A 12,707-nucleotide genomic window follows, 5' to 3' on the forward strand; every position below is an offset into this window, starting at 1 on the left:
ACATGAGCAATACGCCGCCCCTTGGATTCTGGCGCCTGTGGCGCGACAGCTTGTCGGCCTTGCTGCGCGACAAGGGCGCCGTGCTGCTGCTGTGCGGCGCGCCCTTGCTGTATGGCTTTTTCTACCCCTGGTTCTACAGCTCGCAGGTGGTGCAGCGCGTGCCGGTCGCGGTCGTGGTCGAGGACAACTCCAGCCTGGCGCGGCAGATGCTGCGCTTTGCCCAGGCCAGCCCGCGCATCGCGGTGCAGCTGGTGACGGGCGATGAGTCCGAGGCCCGCCAGGCCCTGCTGCGCGGCGATGTCATGGGCTATGCGCTGATCCCGCAGGACCTCAAGCGCGATGTGCTGCGCAGCAGCCATGTGGTCGTGCCGGTGTATGCCAACGGCGCCTATCCGCTGGTCAGCAAGCAGGTGCAGTACGGCTTTGCCGAGGCCTTCGGCACGGTATCGGCCGGCATTGAAATCAAGCGCCTGACGGCCAAGGGCCAAAGCGCCCTGCAGGCCGCGGACAGCCGCGCGCCGGTCAATCTGCAGGCCGTGGCGCTGTTCAACCCCACCGAAGGCTATGGCAGCTTTGTGGTCGCGGCCGTGGCCATTCTGATCCTGCAGCAGACCCTGCTGATGGGCGGGGCCCTGGTGGTGGGCACCTGGCGCGAACAAGGCCTGGCCCATGCCAGCGCCAGCCACTGGCTGGCGCGCCTGCTGGCCCTGTGCGTACCCGGCTGGCTGGCCGGCTTGTTCTATTTCGGCTGGATTTTCATCTGGCAGGACTACCCGCACGGCGGCAACCCGGCCGGGGCCTTGTTGCTGCTGGCCGTCTTCGTGCCCGCGGTCGCCGGCTGTGCCGCGCTGCTGGGCTGGTGGATCGCCAACCGCGAGCGGGCGCTGCAGGTGGTGCTGTTCACCTCGCTGCCGCTGGCCTTTCTCGCGGGCTTCACCTGGCCCGTCGAAGCCCTGCCCGAAGCCCTGCAATGGCTGCGCTGGCTCTCGCCCAGCACCGCGGGCATCAAGGCCTCGCTGCAATTGAACCAGCTGGGCGCGCCGGTGCAGGCCGCGCTGCAACCCATCGCCTGGTTGGCGAGCATGGCCTTGGCCAGCTGGCTGGGCGTTGTGTGGCTGGGGACACGCCGCCAGGCCAATGGACTGCCCTCGCGGGAATAGCGCCATGGGGGCCGGGCGGTTCGCCCATGCCTGGATGCGAAAGCTGCACGGACGATGGTTCGAGCTCTCGGACACAGGCTTCGACGGCATCCACTACGCCGGCATGTCGGTCTACAAGCTGGGCATTCTCTGTATGAAAAGAGCATGCGCGAAAGTCGGCTGCAAAATCCAATAGCCTCCGCTAGGCCACCTCGCCTGGCAGGGGGAATGCGCGGAAAAGATGCTCAACCTCGTGCCGCGCCTTCTTCGCCTGACGGCGCGCGGCTCAGGCCTGCTGCGGCGTTGGTCGACGGGCAAAAGCGCGCCAGATCCGGGCAGCATGGATTTTTTAGCGGCTAAAAACGGGTGCCCCGGCGCCGCTCGCCTCACGCCGGCATCAGCGCCACCCAGTGCTCCGCCGGGCACACGACATGAAAGACGTCCAGGGGCTGGGAGCGCCCGCGCACCGGCAAGCCCGAGCATGCCTGTCCATAGTGGCCGCGGGCTCCATTTCCGCGCCTGCGCTTTCCATGCCCTCTTCCACCTTCCGTTCCAGCTTGGCCTTGCGCCAGATCCCACTTTTCGAGGGCTTGGACCACGCTTGCCTGGAGCGCATCGCTGCAGCCTGCGAGTGGCGCCATGTTGATGCCAAGACGCCGGTGTTCGCGCGCTCATCGACCGGCAACGACGTCTTCTTTCTGCTCACGGGCCGTGTACGCATCACCAGCTATTCGGCCCACGGACGCGAAGTCTCCTTCCGGGATTATCTGCAGGGCGAACACTTTGGCGATCTCTCGGCCATGGATGGCCAGATCCGTTCGGCCGATGTCCTCGCCCTGGAGTCCTCGCAATTGGCCAGCCTCACCGGCGAGCGCTTCATGCAGCCCATGGCGAACGAGTCCCTGGTGGCAAACACGCGGCCCTGACCAGCAAAATCAGCACCAACCGGGGGCAGGTGGCCCGGGAGATCAGTGCGCTCACCAAGCGCGGGCTGCTGCGCAAGGAAGGCCCGCACATTCTGTGGGTGACCTCCATGCATGACTTGCAGGCCTTGATCGCCCAAGCCACCCAGGAAAGCGTTGCAGCAGCGTTTTTTGCGCAAAACTGTGCATCGTCGCATATACAGCGCCGCGACAGAAGCGGAAACTTCAACCGCCTGCAGAATGCAAGCTCGCAATGCAGGACTTTGAAGAAAGAACTGCCATGAACACCAAGAACATCATCGCCATTGCCGCCATCGCAGCCGCTTCCTTTTCCGGCATCGCCTCCGCCGACAACCAGTCACCGGAAGTCTGGTTCGGCGCCGAGCCCGTGGTGACAGGCCCTGGGCTGTCGCGCGCCGAAGTGCTGGCCGATCTGGCACTGTGGAACCGCGCCGGAATGAACTTCTACACCCTGGGCGAATACGGCAGCGCCGATCCCGCCTACGAACAGCGCATGGCCGAGTACCAGAAACTGCGCAGCGGCCCTGAATACCAGGCGGAAGTGAGCCGCCTGGGCGGTGCGGCGCAATAAGCCCCAGGCAGGCAAATCCTCCGCCCACCTGCGCTCGCCAGGATCTTCCCAGCGCCGTATCAGCCCACGGGCAGCAGGCCCTAGACTCCATGGGCACCCAAAGCCGCCATGTGCACAGCCTGTTTGCGCCACTGCGAAGCGCTGCAGCCGAAAAGACCCTGAAACCAGTGGCTGAAGCTGCTGGGCCGGGAAAAGCCCAGCAGTTCGGCGACTTCGCTCAGCGGCCTATCGCTCTCGCGCAAATGGCGCTTGACCAGATCCGAGCGCACTTCGTCGAGCAGCTGGCTGAAAGTCAGCCCCTCGGCATCGAGCCGGCGGTGCAGCGTGCGCCGGTCGATGTGCAGAAAGCGCGCCAACTCCGTCGCCGTGCAGGCTCCGCTGGGCAGCAGCGCGAGCATGATCTGGCGGCAGGTTTCCTGCACGCTGTCGCTGCGGTCCATGAGGGCCGCTTCCAGGTACTTGCGCGCAAAGCCCGCGGCCACCTGGTCGCCGAGTGCGCGTGGCTGGGCCAGGTCGCTGGCCCGGCAGACCAGGCCGTTGAACTCCTGGTTGAACTTGACGCTGCGCCGGAAAAACGCCCGGTGCGCGCTGACGTCCTGCGGGGGGCGGTGGGTGAAGCAGACTTCCAGCGGTTGCCAGTGCGATCCTATCAATTCGCTGAGCATGTGGAACATGCCGCCCACGGCAAGCTCCACCGACTGCCGGATCTGCAGCCCGGGCGTGGGCAGCAGCTCTTCGCGGATGATGACCACGCTGCCCGTGTCTTCCACATGCAGGATCAGCGAAGCATTCACCAGCTTCAGGTAGCGGCACAGCGTATCGAGCGCGTCGCGCGGCGTGGGAGCCTCCCGCAGCACCAGACTGATGGGGCCGAGGGCGGAGAGCTTGCGCTGGGCGGCCAGACGCAGCGCCAGGTCTTCGGTGTGCGTGGCGCGGGCGGTGATCTCCAGCAGCTCGCGCACGGCATCCCGAGGGATCAGCGCCTCGGGATCTTCCAGGAATTTCGGCTGCAGCCCCACGGTGCGCATGAACGCATAAGGGTCCCTGTCCAGCGACTTCACCAGCTCGACATAGCCGTTCAGGCTGCCGCTGCGCACCAGCAAAGAAAGATTTTTCATGCCCCGGCCCTTGTATTCGGTTGCAGCCCATGGGAGCGCACTGAGGACCCGCGCGCGCCGAAATTGACCCAAATGAGCAATTCTACGTCCCAATAAAGCAAGTGAATCCAGCCGTGACGCCAGACACTGGTGCCAAGAACTCTTGACGTTCGCAATCCACCACGGAGCAACTCACCATGAACTTCCTCGACGGCCACCTCTATCCTGAAAACCAGCAGCCCCTGATCATCACCGCCGCACCCTATGCGCCGGGCTGGATCCCCTCGGACTTCCCTGAAGACATCCCCGTCACCATGGAAGAACAGATCCAGAAGGCCGTGGATTGCTACGAAGCCGGCGCCACCGTGCTGCACCTGCATGTGCGCGAAGCCGACGGCAAGGGCAGCAAGCGCCTGTCCATGTTCAACGAGTTGATCGCCGGCGTCCGTGCCCGCGTGCCGGAAATGGTCATCCAGGTCGGCGGCTCGATCAGCTTCGCACCTGAAGACGACGGCTCGGCCGCCAAATGGCTGTCGGACGACACGCGCCACATGCTGGCCGAACTCACTCCCAAGCCCGACCAGGTGACGGTGACCGTCAACACCACGCAGATGAACGTCACCGAGCACGCGGGCGAAGACGACTTCCGCGGCGTGTCGCGCGGCTTCCCCCATCTGTACAACACCTACAAGGACATGATCGTCCCCTCGAACCCCAGCTGGGCCGAGGAGCATGTGCGCCGCCTGTCCGCCGCCGGCATCCAGAGCGCGTTCCAGTGCTACAACATCAACAGCTTCGAAACCATTGAGCGCATGATCCGCCGCGGCGTCTACAAGGGCCCGCTGGTCATGAACTGGGTGGCCATCAGCGGCGGCATGGACCAGGCCAACATCTACAACCTGGCCAACTTCCTGCGCGCCGCGCCCGACAACGCCGTGATCACGGTGGAAAGCTCGGTGCTCAACGTGCTGCCCATCAACATGATAGGCATGGCCCTGGGCCTGCATGTGCGCTGCGGCATCGAAGACGTGCTGTGGAACCAGCAGCGCACGGGCAAGATGAGCTCGGTCGAGCAGATCAAGCAGCTGGTGCGCATCGCCGGCGAATTCGGCCGCCCCATCGCCACCGCCCAGCAGGCCCGCGACATCCTGCAACTGGACACCTTCTACGAAACCGCCGACGAAACATTGGCCAAGAACGGCTTCGCGCCCAACCGCAAGGGCGGCAACCAGGGCTTTCTGCGTAAACCCGATTGAAGCTGCGGGGGCCGCGGCCCTCCGCGTGGAACACCGATTTTCACGCCGGGGGCCGCAGTCCGACAGATACGCCCGGAGACAACCGTGCCAACACCCCATTGCGCACGGAAACATAGATCAAGGATTACAAAAATGACGACATCCTTCAACCGCAGAGAAATCATTCTTGGTGCTGCCGCATCGCTGGTCAGCGGTTTTGCAGGGGCGGCCGAAGACAGCAAGAACTGGCCGTCACGCCCCGTGAAAGTGATCGTGCCCGGCGGCGCCGGCGCCATTCTGGACACCATGGCGCGGCAACTCTATACGCGCCTGCAGGAGACGCTGGGCCAGCCCTTCATCATCGACAACCGCCCTGGCGCGAATGGTCTGATTGGCTCGGCCGCGGTCAAGAGCGCGCCAGCGGACGGCTATACGATTCTGCACAGCACGGCCTCGTCCATGGTGCTGGCCGAAGCGCTCAACCCCGCCCTGCCGATCAAGACCCTGCGCGACCTGGAGCCTGTGGCCCTGTCCGCCGTGGGCGGCGTGATGCTGGTCGTGCACTCTTCCGTGCCGGCGAAAACGCTGCCGGAGCTGGTGGCCTTGATCCGCAAGGAGCCCCAGAAGTACCAGTCGTATGGATCCTGGGGCGTAGGCTCGAACGGCCACCTGTCCATGGAATGGCTCAAGCAGCGCGAAGGCCTGAACATCGACCATGTAGCCTACAAGACCGCGCCTGCGCTGCTGACGGACATCGTCTCCGGCCTGCTGCCCATAGGCTGGGTGGACGTCGTCTCGCCGCTGGGCTTCATCGCCCAGGGCAAGCTGCGCGGCATCGCGCTGACCGGTACCGTGCGCAGCCCCAAACTGCCCGATGTCAAACTGTTCACCGAGCAGGGCTATCCCTTCACGCCCACGGGGTGGCAAGGTGTTTTCGCGCCCAAGAACACACCCCAGCCCATCCTGGAACGCCTGCATGCGGCCATCAATGCGGAAGTGGTGAAACCCGCGTTCGTCGAAGCCCTGCGCCAGGCGAACGTGCCGCCGGCGCCCGCCGTGAGCCGCCAGGTGTTCGTGAAAACGATCAACGACGACCTGGCCACCTGGCGCAAGGTGATCGTCGACGGCAACATCAAGCCGGAGTAAGCGCCTTCCACGCCAGGGCCGCCCCAGCCATAGGCTGTCGGCGGCCTTCGTCATGGGCACCAGCCACCTATCAAAATCATGAAGATCACTTCCCACGCCGAAAAGATCGGCCGCCTGCTGCAGCTGCGCGAGCGGCTCGACCCCCTGCAGGATTTCGAGCTCTGGTACTGGACCTGTCTGACGACCGGCACCAATATCTGGAACGCCTCGCTGCACGCCTGCCAACTGACCAGCGAAGACCGCGCCTTTTCCACCATTCCCGGCGTGCACGTCGTGCCGCAAGCCGACGGCAGCTTTCGTCGCGAACTGCGCGGCCCGGGCGATGTGAGCCATGTGGGCTGGCCCGCCATTCCCGGCGACATGCCCGAACCCATCAAGCGCCTGGAAGCCGCCTTGCATTCCCTGGAAGAGCATCGCGACCCTTGCCTGCGCGCAGACCGCACGCCGACGCCCGCGATTGTCGAGGAGTGCAACCGCGCCATGGCCCAGGCCATCGCCGTCTACCGCGCCCTGGTGCGTGAAGAAAGACTTCCATGACCCCAGAAAATCACCGCGCCAAAGCAGAGCGCATTGAACAGTCGCTGGCCAAGCTCACGGACGCCGATTGGGAAATCCGCATCGAAGCCGCCATGCTGGCAGGCACGCACTGGGTGAACTTCATCCTGCACCGAACCGGCATCAGCACGGCCGCCGAAGACATGGTCCATGCCTCCATGACCATGGTCAGCGTGCTGCGCAAATACAAGCTGGCCGAACCCGCGCTGATCGACCAGCTGGAAGAAATCGAGGAGCTGCGCCCCCTGTTCGTGCGCGGCGACATCGATGGCGGCGCGCAGGCGGCCCACCGGGCGCTGGCCTTGCTGGGCGCCATAGGCCAGCGCGCACGACAGCTGGCCTAAGCCTGGCCATCCGTGGGGCCGCAGACGACCGCAATTTCGGCACACCCACCGCAGGCCAGGGGCGCGCGCCATGGTGGCAGTGCGCGGCCCGCTGCAGGCAGGACGGCGCAGTCAGCACATATGCTGACCGCCATTGATAGCCAGATTGGCCCCCGTGACAAAGCCGGCGCGCTCCGACGCGAGGTAAGCGACCATTTCCGCGACCTCCGCCGGATCGCCCAGCCGGCCGACCGGAATCTCGGGAAGAATGCGGTCCTGCATCACATGGGGCGGCAGCATTTCCGTCATGCGCGTTTTCAAGTAACCGGGGGAGACGGTATTGACCGTGATGTGCCTGTCGGAAAACTCTATCGCCAAGGACTTGGTGAAGCCGTGAATTCCCGCTTTCGAGGCCGCGTAGTTGGCTTGGCCAAAAGCGCCGCGCTGGCCGTTCACGGACGAGATGTTGATGATGCGCCCCCAGCCCAGCAATAGCATGTCGTCGATGACCTGCTTGGTCATATTGAACATGGAATCGAGGTTGGTGCGCAGAACGCTGCTCCACATGGCCGGCGTCATTTTGCGGAAGCTCGCATCGAGGGCGATGCCGGCGTTGTTCACCAGCACGGAGATCGGCCCGTACTGGCGCCGCACGGACTCCACGGCCATGGCGCAGGCATCAAAATTGGCGACATCCACCTCGACCGCCGTGAAGCGGTAGCCCAGCAGTTGCTGCGCCTGCAGCCAGGCGGCGACATGCCGGTTGCCCGGTGAATGCATGGAGACGACGGCAAAACCATCATCGGCCAGCCGCCTGCAAGTCGCTTCCCCCAGCCCCCCGTGCCGCCGGTGACCACGGCAATGCGTTGCGTCGTTGTCATGGAAAATCCCTTCAAGACATGCTCTGATCGCTCGCCATCACAGGCGCCGCTGCGAAGTCATTCTCCGCCGCGCTGCCAAGTCCGCTCACTCCCGCGGCGCTCGACCCGCAGTAGGACAGGCACGGGCACAAGGCCTCCCGGGTCGCCGCCGCGGTTTCCTATAGACTTCCCAGGGCTGTGCCTGGCCTGACCGGCCATGCCGCACCGCCAGGTCCTTACTCGTTTGCCCAGAAGTAGGTTTGCAAAATGACATCGCCAGATCTTGAAGATGACCGTGTCTTTGAAAGCGCCGCCGAGCTCTTCAAGGCCATGGCTGCGCCCATGCGGCTGAAAATCATCAGCGCGCTGTGCAATGGGGAAAAGAATGTGTCGGAGCTGCGCGCCGAGATCGAAACCACGCAGCCCAATATGTCCCAGCACCTCAACACCCTGTACCAGGCCGGCATCCTGGGGCGCCGGCGTGAGGGCGTGAACATCTACTACTTCATCACCAACGACAAGGTGGTGCACATGTGCCGCACGATCTGCGTGCAGATCGCCATCGACCAGAACTAGGGCCGGCGCAGCCAGCAGGCTCAATCCGCCGCCACACGGAACACCGGTATTTTTCGCCCGTCCCCGGTGCGCTCGAATGCGACCTGGACCTGCATGGCTATGCGCAGCAACGCGGGATCGACATCGACCATGCGGGTCATCATGCGCGGCCCCTCCGCCAACTCGACATAGGCGACGGTGTAAGGCGGCTGCGCACGCCGCAATGTCGAGAAGGCGTACAGCCGTCCCTTGCCGCTCAGCGGCGTCCACTCGGTCCGGCCGCTGCCGCAGAACGGACACAGGCAGCGCGGATACCAGTGGAACTTTGCGCAGTCCATGCAGCGCTTGCCCAGGAACTCGCCGCGCTCGGCAGCCAGCCAGAACGGCAGGCTTTCGGGCTGGGCTGCGACATAGGGGTCGGCCTTGAGGTCTTCTGCGCTCATCATGTCAGTCTCTTTCCAGGATCAGGGAAGCGTAGTTGAAGCCCATGCCCACCGGCATGCCGGGGCCGGTGACCAGCGCCAGTGCGCAATCGGGCACCTGCACCGCCGGGTGCGCCTCGCCCCGCAGCTGGCGCACGGCCTCGATCACCTTGGTGATGCCGCCGCGGTTGGACGGGTGGTTGTTGCACAGGCCGCCACCATCGGTGTTCCAGGGCAGCTGGCCGCGGCCCGCGATGAGATTGCCTTCGGCGACGAAGCCACCGCCCTGCCCGGGCTTGCAAAACCCCAGTTGCTCCAGTTGGGTAATCACCATCATGGTGCAGGCATCGTAGATCGACGCATATTGGATGTCCTGCGGCGTGAGCCCGGCCTGCCCGAACACTTTCGGGCCGGTCACCAGGGCGCCCATCTGAAAGGCGTCGAAGGCACCGCCATGGTTGGTGTGTATGGTCTCGGCGCTGGCCAGCACTTTCACGGGCGGCCTTCCCAGGGAGCGGGCGATGGACGCATTGGTCAGCACCACCGCGCCGCCGCCGTCGGTGACCACGCACATATCCATCTTGTGCAGCGGATCGGCGATCACGCCCGAAGCCAGGACGTCCTCCACCGACACCGGTTTGCGCAGCAAGGCATGGGGGTTGTATTGCGCGTGGTGGGCGGCCGCGACCTTGACAGCCGCAAGCTGCGCCGAAGTCGTGCCCCACTCGTGCATGTGGCGCTGAGCCATCATGCCGAACAGGGTGGCCATGGTCGACTGGTGCGGGCCGTCCCAGGCGGCCTCGGGCCGCTCCGGGCTCATGGCGCGCGGCTTGAGGCTGATCGACGGCCCCATGCTGCGCGGCCGCCCGGCCATGGTGATCAGCGCCACCGAGCATTTCCCCGCCAGGATGGCGGCGGCGGCATGGCCCACATGGGCAATGTACGAGCACCCGCCCAGATCTGTCCCTTCCATCCAGCTCAGCCGCAGGTTGAGATAGTCCGTCATCCAGATGGGCGCGCCGCCCGGAGCGTCACCAGCGCAGAAGTAGCCATCCACGTCCGAGAGCGACAGGCCCGCATCGGCCAGCGCCCCCAGCGCGCACTCGGCGTGCAGCTGGGCCGTGGACTTGTCGGGCGCGTGGCGGGTCGGGTGTTCGTGAATCCCGCAGAGGTAGGCTGAGGCTGAATTCGTCATCGCCAATCCTCAGTCCACCTTGATATTGGCTGCGCGGATGACCTTGCCCCAGCGCTCGTATTCTTCCTTCACATAGGCGGCGGTCTGTTCCGGCGTGCGCTCCAGGAGAATGACTTCCGCGCCGTCCATGGTCTTGCGCAATTCCGGGTTTTTCTGGGCCTTGTTGATTTCTTCGTTGATGCGCTTGACGACAGACGCCGGCGTTCCCTTGGGCATGAACACGCCCATCCAGCCCAGCACCTCGAAACCCGGCACACCCGACTCGGAGACGGTCGGCACATTCGGCAAGCGCGCAAACCGCTCCTTGGTGGTGACTGCCAATACCTTGACCTTGCCGGCCTGGATTTGCCCGATGGCAGTGCCGATATTGGTAATCACGAAATCCACATGACCGCCCAATATCGCCTCGAGTGCCCCGCTGTTGTAAGGAATCAGGTTGTAATCCAGGCCCTTGACTTCCTGCTTGAGCAATTCAGCCGCCAGATGCGCGGAGCTGCCAATACTCGCCGCGTGATTGAGCTTGCCTGGATGCTCTTTGCCGTATTTGATGAAGTCGGCAAAGCTGTTGAACGGTGAATTCTTGTTCACCAGCAGCACATTTCCGTTGACGCCCAGCACCGCCACCGCTTCAAAATCCTTGATGGGGTCATAGCGAATGGATTTCATGATCTGCGGGTTCATCGAATGCGTCACATTCGTGCCTATCATCATGGTGTAACCATCCGGCTTGGCCCGCGCCACCAAGGTCGTTCCTATGCTGGCATAAGCACCGGGTTTGTTTTCGACAACCAGCGCTTGCCCCAGGGAGTCACCCATGTGTTTTGCAAAGCTGCGCGCCGTCAAATCCACCACGTTGCCAGAGGCAAACGGCACGACAAAAGCCACCGGCCTGGTCGGATAAGCGTCTTGGGCTTGCACGGAAAAATGGGTCAGCGCCAGGGCGCCGACACAGGCGGCCATGGACGCCTTGGCCATCAGGAATGCAGAACGATGAAACATGGGCTTTACCTCTAGCAAAAATGATATGTAGGAAAAACGCAGCGCGATACGCGGCCAGCGGTCATGCAATCTGGCGCGACTGATCACTCCAATACTGGCCTCTAAGGGTTTTTCTGTCGATTTTCCCCAAGGCCGTCAGCGGCAGATCCGTGACAAAGAACACCTGTTTTGGCGCGTTCACCACCCCTTTTTCCCGCACCACATAGGCCATGATTTCTTCCTGTTTCACGCTGGCACCTGGCTGGGTCACGACCACTGCCACGACCGCCTCACCCCATTTGGGATCGGGAATACCAATCACGGCGGACAATGCCACGGCAGGATGCTGGGCCAGACAGTTTTCCACTTCACTGGGATAAACATTGAAGCCGCCGCTGATAATCATGTCCTTGGCGCGATCGACCAAATACAGATAACCCGCGCTGTCCATGCGGGCCATGTCACCGGTATGCAGCCAGCCGCCCGCAAAGACTTTTTCGTTCTCCTCGGGCCGGTTCAGATAGCCTTCCATCACCAGCGGGCCGCGCACGCACAGCTCGCCGACCTCGCCGGGCGCGACTTCCTGCAAGTCCTTGTCCAGCAGCCGTACCTGGTTGCCGAAGATGACCCGGCCGCAGGAGCGCAGGCGCTCGGGATGCGCCAGGTCGTGGTCGGCGCGGCTCAGATAGGTGATGCACATCGGTGCTTCGGCCTGGCCGTAGAGTTGACCGAAGACCGGCCCGATACGGCGCAAGGCATCGGCCAGCCGCACCTGCGCGATGGGCGCGGCGCCATACAGCACCAACTCCAGGCTGGAGACGTCGGCCGCATCGAGCTCGGCGCAATCGAGCAGCCCGTAGATCTGCGTCGGCACCAGAAAAGCCAGATTGATGCGATCGCGCGCTACGCGGCGCAGGAAATCGGCCGGGCTGAACTTGTTGCACAGGTAGACGGTCCCCTGGCGCATCAGCGTCGGCAGGATCATCGCGCTGGCCGCATGGGAAATGGGCGTCGTCACCAGATAGCGGATGCGCTGCGGCCATTCGTAGGTGGCCAGGGCGTACTGCAGCATGGTCACGGACGTGCGATGGGTGTGCAAAATCCCCTTGGAACGACCGGTCGTGCCCCCGGTAAAGCCGAGCTTGATGACTTCGGTCGGGTCGTCGCCCACCACCACTTCGCTGTCATCCATGGCCGCGGCCGCGCGCATCAAGGACGGGCCGAATTCGCCTTCATCCAGCGGCAGCAGCTGCACGCCACAGGCCTGCGCCAGGGTGCGGGCGCGCTCGCCGAATGCGGCGTTGTCGACCACCAGCAGCTTGGCCTGGGCCTCCTGCAGCACGAACACATGGTCTGCCTCCGAGGCCATGGGGTGCAGCGATACGCTGCGCAGCCCGGCCAGCTGCGCGGCAATCATGGCGGCCACGGCATCGGCGCGGTTGCCGACCAGAAAAGCGACCGTATCCGAGCGCCCCATGCCACGCGCGCCATACAAGCGGGCAATGCGTGCGCTCAATTGCGCCAGCGCCGCATAGCTCAGTGAAATCCTGTCATCCACAATCGCCGGCACGTCCGGGCGGGCGCGCAGCGCCGCGTTGTAGATCTGCCCCATGGTGGCGCCTTGATGGATGCGCGCAGCGCCCTGGACGGGCATGCCCTTGAAATCGTCAGCAGTCATGTGGTTTCC

The 12,707-nt window shown here is 64.2% G+C and carries 15 protein-coding genes and 1 pseudogene; 10 read left to right on the forward strand and 6 right to left on the reverse strand.

Going from position 1 to position 12,707, the window contains the following annotated elements; all coding sequences use genetic code 11:
• The first annotated feature begins 2 nt into the window (after positions 1-2).
• The 5 genes from N0K08_RS09140 to N0K08_RS09155 all read left to right on the forward strand — a co-directional run bounded on the left by N0K08_RS09140 (position 3) and on the right by N0K08_RS09155 (position 2,654).
• Positions 3-1,160: an ABC transporter permease gene (locus N0K08_RS09140; RefSeq protein ID WP_261499931.1), complete on the forward strand. Its 1,158-nt coding sequence runs from the start codon at positions 3-5 to the stop codon at positions 1,158-1,160.
• A 4-nt stretch (positions 1,161-1,164) separates the two neighbouring features.
• Complete coding sequence (locus tag N0K08_RS23295) at positions 1,165-1,335, forward strand: DUF6868 family protein (RefSeq protein ID WP_408642927.1); 171 nt, start codon at positions 1,165-1,167, stop codon at positions 1,333-1,335.
• A gap of 334 nt (positions 1,336-1,669) precedes the next feature.
• On the forward strand, positions 1,670-2,065 hold the full coding sequence (locus N0K08_RS09145; protein ID WP_261499933.1) for a cyclic nucleotide-binding domain-containing protein: 396 nt from the start codon (positions 1,670-1,672) through the stop codon (positions 2,063-2,065).
• Between the two features lie 107 nt (positions 2,066-2,172).
• Positions 2,173-2,346 carry a hypothetical protein gene (locus N0K08_RS09150; RefSeq protein ID WP_261499935.1) on the forward strand — a complete coding sequence of 58 codons (174 nt, stop codon included), beginning with the start codon at positions 2,173-2,175 and terminating at the stop codon, positions 2,344-2,346.
• The gene (locus N0K08_RS09155) at positions 2,343-2,654 is read left to right on the forward strand and encodes a DUF4148 domain-containing protein (RefSeq protein WP_261499936.1); all 312 of its coding nucleotides are present in this window, start codon (positions 2,343-2,345) and stop codon (positions 2,652-2,654) included. The genes N0K08_RS09150 and N0K08_RS09155 overlap by 4 nt, the downstream gene beginning before the upstream one ends.
• A gap of 80 nt (positions 2,655-2,734) precedes the next feature.
• Here N0K08_RS09155 and N0K08_RS09160 read toward each other — a convergent pair whose 3' ends face one another.
• Positions 2,735-3,772, reverse strand: coding sequence for an AraC family transcriptional regulator (locus N0K08_RS09160; RefSeq protein ID WP_261499937.1), 1,038 nt, complete (start codon positions 3,770-3,772; stop codon positions 2,735-2,737).
• A 176-nt stretch (positions 3,773-3,948) separates the two neighbouring features.
• Here N0K08_RS09160 and N0K08_RS09165 point away from each other — a divergent pair, with 176 nt between their 5' ends.
• From N0K08_RS09165 to N0K08_RS09180, 4 genes are all read left to right on the forward strand, one after another.
• The gene (locus N0K08_RS09165) at positions 3,949-5,007 is read left to right on the forward strand and encodes a BKACE family enzyme (RefSeq protein ID WP_261499938.1); all 1,059 of its coding nucleotides are present in this window, start codon (positions 3,949-3,951) and stop codon (positions 5,005-5,007) included.
• 132 nt (positions 5,008-5,139) lie between these two features.
• Entirely contained in the window at positions 5,140-6,132 is a 993-nt protein-coding gene (locus tag N0K08_RS09170) for a Bug family tripartite tricarboxylate transporter substrate binding protein (RefSeq protein ID WP_261499939.1), read from the forward strand.
• Positions 6,133-6,210: 78 nt separating this feature from the next.
• On the forward strand, positions 6,211-6,669 hold the full coding sequence (locus N0K08_RS09175; RefSeq protein ID WP_261499940.1) for a hypothetical protein: 459 nt from the start codon (positions 6,211-6,213) through the stop codon (positions 6,667-6,669).
• Positions 6,666-7,031 (forward strand): hypothetical protein, encoded by a 366-nt coding sequence (locus N0K08_RS09180; RefSeq protein ID WP_261499941.1) that lies wholly within the window; start codon positions 6,666-6,668, stop codon positions 7,029-7,031. The genes N0K08_RS09175 and N0K08_RS09180 overlap by 4 nt, the downstream gene beginning before the upstream one ends.
• 111 nt (positions 7,032-7,142) lie before the next feature.
• Here N0K08_RS09180 and phbB read toward each other — a convergent pair.
• Positions 7,143-7,891: pseudogene (phbB, locus tag N0K08_RS09185) on the reverse strand (acetoacetyl-CoA reductase).
• Positions 7,892-8,137: 246 nt separating this feature from the next.
• Here phbB and N0K08_RS09190 point away from each other — a divergent pair.
• Positions 8,138-8,446, forward strand: coding sequence for an ArsR/SmtB family transcription factor (locus N0K08_RS09190; RefSeq protein ID WP_261499942.1), 309 nt, complete (start codon positions 8,138-8,140; stop codon positions 8,444-8,446).
• A gap of 20 nt (positions 8,447-8,466) precedes the next feature.
• Here the strand turns inward: N0K08_RS09190 and N0K08_RS09195 are convergent, their stop codons facing one another.
• Genes N0K08_RS09195 through N0K08_RS09210 form a run of 4 tightly spaced genes read right to left on the reverse strand, consistent with a single transcriptional unit; the run spans position 8,467 to position 12,698 of the window.
• Positions 8,467-8,871, reverse strand: a complete 405-nt coding sequence (locus N0K08_RS09195) for a Zn-ribbon domain-containing OB-fold protein (protein ID WP_408642928.1) — start codon at positions 8,869-8,871, stop codon at positions 8,467-8,469.
• Between the two features lies 1 nt (position 8,872).
• A complete protein-coding gene (locus N0K08_RS09200; RefSeq protein ID WP_261499943.1) occupies positions 8,873-10,042 on the reverse strand; it encodes a thiolase domain-containing protein in 1,170 nt (389 codons plus the stop codon).
• A 9-nt stretch (positions 10,043-10,051) separates the two neighbouring features.
• Positions 10,052-11,128, reverse strand: coding sequence for a Bug family tripartite tricarboxylate transporter substrate binding protein (locus N0K08_RS09205; protein ID WP_261499944.1), 1,077 nt, complete (start codon positions 11,126-11,128; stop codon positions 10,052-10,054).
• A complete protein-coding gene (locus tag N0K08_RS09210) occupies positions 11,103-12,698 on the reverse strand; it encodes an AMP-binding protein (RefSeq protein ID WP_261499945.1) in 1,596 nt (531 codons plus the stop codon). The genes N0K08_RS09205 and N0K08_RS09210 overlap by 26 nt, the downstream gene beginning before the upstream one ends.
• Between the last annotated feature and the right edge of the window lie 9 nt (positions 12,699-12,707).

It is taken from the genome of Acidovorax bellezanensis, assembly GCF_025421555.1.
Classification (GTDB): domain Bacteria; phylum Pseudomonadota; class Gammaproteobacteria; order Burkholderiales; family Burkholderiaceae_C; genus Comamonas; species Comamonas bellezanensis.

Bases quoted from the DNA above. Each gene is read 5' to 3' on its own strand.
- N0K08_RS09140 (WP_261499931.1), top strand. From the start codon at position 3: ATGAGCAATACGCCGCCCCTTGGATTCTGGCGCCTGTGGCGCGACAGC.
- N0K08_RS23295 (WP_408642927.1), top strand. From the start codon at position 1,165: ATGGGGGCCGGGCGGTTCGCCCATGCCTGGATGCGAAAGCTGCACGGA.
- N0K08_RS09145 (WP_261499933.1), top strand. From the start codon at position 1,670: ATGCCCTCTTCCACCTTCCGTTCCAGCTTGGCCTTGCGCCAGATCCCA.
- N0K08_RS09150 (WP_261499935.1), top strand. From the start codon at position 2,173: ATGCATGACTTGCAGGCCTTGATCGCCCAAGCCACCCAGGAAAGCGTT.
- N0K08_RS09155 (WP_261499936.1), top strand. From the start codon at position 2,343: ATGAACACCAAGAACATCATCGCCATTGCCGCCATCGCAGCCGCTTCC.
- N0K08_RS09160 (WP_261499937.1), bottom strand. From the start codon at position 3,772: ATGAAAAATCTTTCTTTGCTGGTGCGCAGCGGCAGCCTGAACGGCTAT.
- N0K08_RS09165 (WP_261499938.1), top strand. From the start codon at position 3,949: ATGAACTTCCTCGACGGCCACCTCTATCCTGAAAACCAGCAGCCCCTG.
- N0K08_RS09170 (WP_261499939.1), top strand. From the start codon at position 5,140: ATGACGACATCCTTCAACCGCAGAGAAATCATTCTTGGTGCTGCCGCA.
- N0K08_RS09175 (WP_261499940.1), top strand. From the start codon at position 6,211: ATGAAGATCACTTCCCACGCCGAAAAGATCGGCCGCCTGCTGCAGCTG.
- N0K08_RS09180 (WP_261499941.1), top strand. From the start codon at position 6,666: ATGACCCCAGAAAATCACCGCGCCAAAGCAGAGCGCATTGAACAGTCG.
- N0K08_RS09190 (WP_261499942.1), top strand. From the start codon at position 8,138: ATGACATCGCCAGATCTTGAAGATGACCGTGTCTTTGAAAGCGCCGCC.
- N0K08_RS09195 (WP_408642928.1), bottom strand. From the start codon at position 8,871: ATGATGAGCGCAGAAGACCTCAAGGCCGACCCCTATGTCGCAGCCCAG.
- N0K08_RS09200 (WP_261499943.1), bottom strand. From the start codon at position 10,042: ATGACGAATTCAGCCTCAGCCTACCTCTGCGGGATTCACGAACACCCG.
- N0K08_RS09210 (WP_261499945.1), bottom strand. From the start codon at position 12,698: ATGACTGCTGACGATTTCAAGGGCATGCCCGTCCAGGGCGCTGCGCGC.